This window comes from Chamaesiphon sp. VAR_48_metabat_135_sub (assembly GCF_031418915.1).
Taxonomy (GTDB): domain Bacteria; phylum Cyanobacteriota; class Cyanobacteriia; order Cyanobacteriales; family Chamaesiphonaceae; genus Chamaesiphon.
In genome coordinates this window covers 1-3,708 of sequence record NZ_JANOJV010000240.1, presented here as the reverse complement: position 1 = coordinate 3,708, position 3,708 = coordinate 1, and the positions used below count along the sequence as shown (strand labels likewise).

Annotated in this window: 3 protein-coding genes and 1 pseudogene; all 4 read left to right on the top strand. The window is 43.1% G+C overall.

Features of this window, described 5'->3' with window-relative positions:
- The coding region (locus tag RMO55_RS16810; protein WP_310428370.1) for an STM4014 family protein at positions 1-937 on the top strand (937 nt) is incomplete at its 5' end.
- A 123-nt stretch (positions 938-1,060) separates the two neighbouring features.
- Entirely contained in the window at positions 1,061-1,984 is a 924-nt protein-coding gene (locus tag RMO55_RS16805) for an STM4015 family protein (protein WP_310428367.1), read from the top strand.
- A gap of 50 nt (positions 1,985-2,034) precedes the next feature.
- The gene (locus RMO55_RS16800) at positions 2,035-2,859 is read left to right on the top strand and encodes an STM4013/SEN3800 family hydrolase (protein ID WP_310428364.1); all 825 of its coding nucleotides are present in this window, start codon (positions 2,035-2,037) and stop codon (positions 2,857-2,859) included.
- Positions 2,860-3,291: 432 nt separating this feature from the next.
- Positions 3,292-3,708, top strand: a pseudogene (locus tag RMO55_RS16795) (coproporphyrinogen III oxidase family protein); the annotation flags it as partial.

Here is a 3,708-nt window from a genome sequence, read left to right as displayed (position 1 = left end):
GTTTATTGCCGCAGGTGCAGAACTAGAGCCAGATGGACGACATCAACGGATTAGTGCGAGTGCGGCGGTGCAGTTACCAGAGGATTTGGGGCGGATTTGGTATCAACGTCAATGGTATCTCGGCTGGTGCGATCGATTGCGATCGTGGACGGCGAATCTACAAGGGAGAATCCTCAACCACCCCGATGATATTATCATCATGTTTGATAAAGTTCGCTGTCAGCAAATATTAGCCGCCGCAGGTATTCCCGTACCGCCGATATTATTTGACGATCGCAATTCAACGATTACTAGTTACGATCGATTATCGGCTCTAATGGACGATCGAAAGATCCAGCGCGTATTTGTCAAACTGGCGCATGGTTCCTCTGCTTCGGGGGTGGTTGCTTACGATCGTCGTAATGGATACGAACGGGCGACTACTACCGTCGAACGAGTTGTCGAAGCGGGAGAATTACGATTTTACAATTCACGATTGATTCGCCAATATCGAGGTTCACAGGCGATCGCGGATACTATCAATTTTCTCGCCCGCGAATCAGTTCAAGTCGAAACATGGCTGCCCAAAGCACGATTGGAAAGCAGAGAATTTGATGTGCGAGTGGTTGTAATTGGGGGTAAAGCGCGTCAAACAGTAATTCGGGTGGGCAATAGCCCGATGACTAATTTACATCTAGGCAACGATCGACGAGAGATCGCGGATTTACCACCAGGTTTATCACATGCAGTTTGGGCGGAAATGTTAGCTACTTGCGAACGCGCTGCGGCTTGTTTTCCTCGGAATTTTTACTGTGGAATAGATTTATTAGTCGCACCAAATTTGAGGGAACACTACATCCTAGAAATGAATGCTTTTGGAGATTTACTTCAGGGCATTATTTGGGAGGGTGAAGATACCTATACAACTCAAGTGCGGATGTTATTGACAGAGTATTGAAAATAGGCAAAACTAGTACAAAAGTATGTTAAATTAGATATTATTTATTCGGTACCCAAGGGTTGAAGAATTAGTAATTCTCACAACTATCGCAAAACATTAACATTTCAATCAAAAATCAAAATGGGCATTTATCAACGCGACGAGTTATTTGCAGGTAAGCCAGTTGTTGAATATACGACAGAAATTGGAATTACCGATCCGAAGGAGTTTAGTTATCGATTGAGTATTGAATATGACTCAGAGCATAGCATTGTCGATTTGTTATCACAATTTTTAGCAGATCCTCATATTAGCGAAATTACTAGTTTGATTATCGGACAATGGGATGCTGAAGAAGGATCGAGTGAACCTGTTGTAAATTTATTGGCTAATGTTAGCCAAAAGCTGCCTAATTTAACAGCACTATTTTTAGGCGATATTAATGACGATGAATATGAAATATCATGGATTCAACAAAGCGATCTATCGCCACTATGGAATGCTTATCCTCAGTTAGAATATCTCCGAGTACGCGGTAATGATGGATTGAGTTTTGGCGAACTAAAGCTCGATCGATTGAAGACATTAATTGTCGAAACTGGTGGTTTGAGTGTAGCCAGAGTTCGCGAAATATGTCAGGGTTATTTACCCCAGTTAGAACATCTAGAACTGTGGTTGGGTACCGATGATTATGGTGGCGATACGAGGGTTGAAGATCTCGCACCGATTCTCAGTGGGGAATTATTTCCTTATCTCCAGTATTTAGGCTTGAGAAATAGTGAAATCGCAGATAGCATCGCGACTGCTGTCGCAAATTCAACGATCCTAGTCAGAATCAAAGTTCTCGATCTATCCTTGGGCAATTTAGGTGATATCGGTGCGACGGCTTTATTGGCTAGTCCCTTTATTCATCAACTCGAAAAACTCGATCTCCACCATCACTATCTATCTGAAGCATTAGTCGAAAAATTGGCAGGATTATCGATCGTCATCGATGTTAGCGATCCTCAATCGGCAGATAAATATGACAACGAAGCACATCGTTATATTGCCGTTTCCGAATGATTTTTACATATATTTATTTAATCTAAAATCCAAAATTCACAATTCCATAGATGAATGTCGATCGATTAATTGGTACCCACGATTTCCTATTTATCACCCTTGATACCCTTCGATATGATGTCGCCCAGGAATGTCTAGAAATAGGACTCACTCAGAACTTAGCGCGACTATTACCCGATGCTAAATGGGAGCGTAGACACACTCCTGCTAGCTTCACCTATGCCGCTCATCAGGCATTTTTTGCAGGCTTTTTACCCACCCCAGATTTACCTGGTAAACATCCTCGCTTATTCGCGCTCAATTTTGCCGGAAGTGAGACGACGGGGGCAAATACTTGTGTGTTTGAAACGGCAGATATTATTGCTGGTTTTGCCGATCGAGGATATCATACGATCTGTATTGGTGGGGTAGGATTTTTTAATAAGCAAAATGCATTGGGGAATGTTTTACCAGGGATGTTTGCTGAGAGTCATTGGGATGCTAGTTTGGGTGTAACAGATGTTCGTTCTACTGAAAATCAAGTACGAGTAGCGATCGAATGTTTGGCAAAACTTTCCCCTTCTCAACGGGTATTTATGTTTATCAATATCTCGGCTCTGCATCAGCCCAATTGTATCTTTCTCCCTGGCGAAACGGTGGATTCAACTATCACTCAAGCGGCGGCTTTAGCTTATGTCGATCGACATTTACCCCCATTATTTCAGGCAATGCAACAACGCGCTCCAGTAATGGGGATTATTTGTGCGGATCATGGTACTGCTTATGGGGAGGATGATTATCATGGGCATCGATTGAGTCATCCGGTGGTGTGGAATGTGCCTTATGCTGAGTTTATTTTGCCTGGGATCGATCGATCTGAAGCTACCCCACTCTGAATCAGGAGAATTATTTATGCGGATTGGGGGTACTGTTTATTGATGGATCGACGCGGTTGTCTGTAATGTGCTTTAAACAAATTTTTGGTTGTTTCGATCGTTTTATTGGACGAGGGGACGTTATCCGCTGCGATCGCTCGATCTCTTTAGATGTTCTTTCCTCTAGTCTCCACAAAAATGTTCGCATAAGAACATTTTATTTTTAAATAGGTACACCCCAAGAGATGAACGATCTCGCCATTCAAAATTTGTTTTGCTACACCATAACCTGTAGAGGCGGTGCCTTGTGCCCGCCCACAAACCAACATTCCTTGTTTTTACCATTAACCTGCAAACGATACAAAATGCTTGTACTCGATCGAAGATGGTAGGGTACCCACAAGGAGCACCCTTACAGGCTATTGGTGTTTTATGTTATTTCCTCATTACTGTATGACAACACTTCAAACCTTACTAGCTAATTCCACTTACACATCCTATTCCTACGCCTATCCTCACAAAACCGCCTATCGCCCCTTAAATCCACCAGCGCATTTATCAACAGTTTGGACACAGGAAAAAAAGCAAGCATTATTCCTTTATCTACACATTCCCTTTTGTGAAATGCGGTGTGGATTTTGCAACTTATTTACCCAAACAAATGCAGGCGAAGATTTAGTTACCCAGTATTTAAAAACCCTCACCAGAGAAGTCAAACAGGTAAAAGCAGCTTTGGGTGATTCCCAATTTGCGCGGATGGCGATCGGCGGTGGTACGCCAACCTTCCTGAGTGTGTCAGAATTGGCACGGGTATTCGATCTGGCTGCGGATGTTATGGGTGCAGATCTCCGCGCTATCCCGATCTCCGTC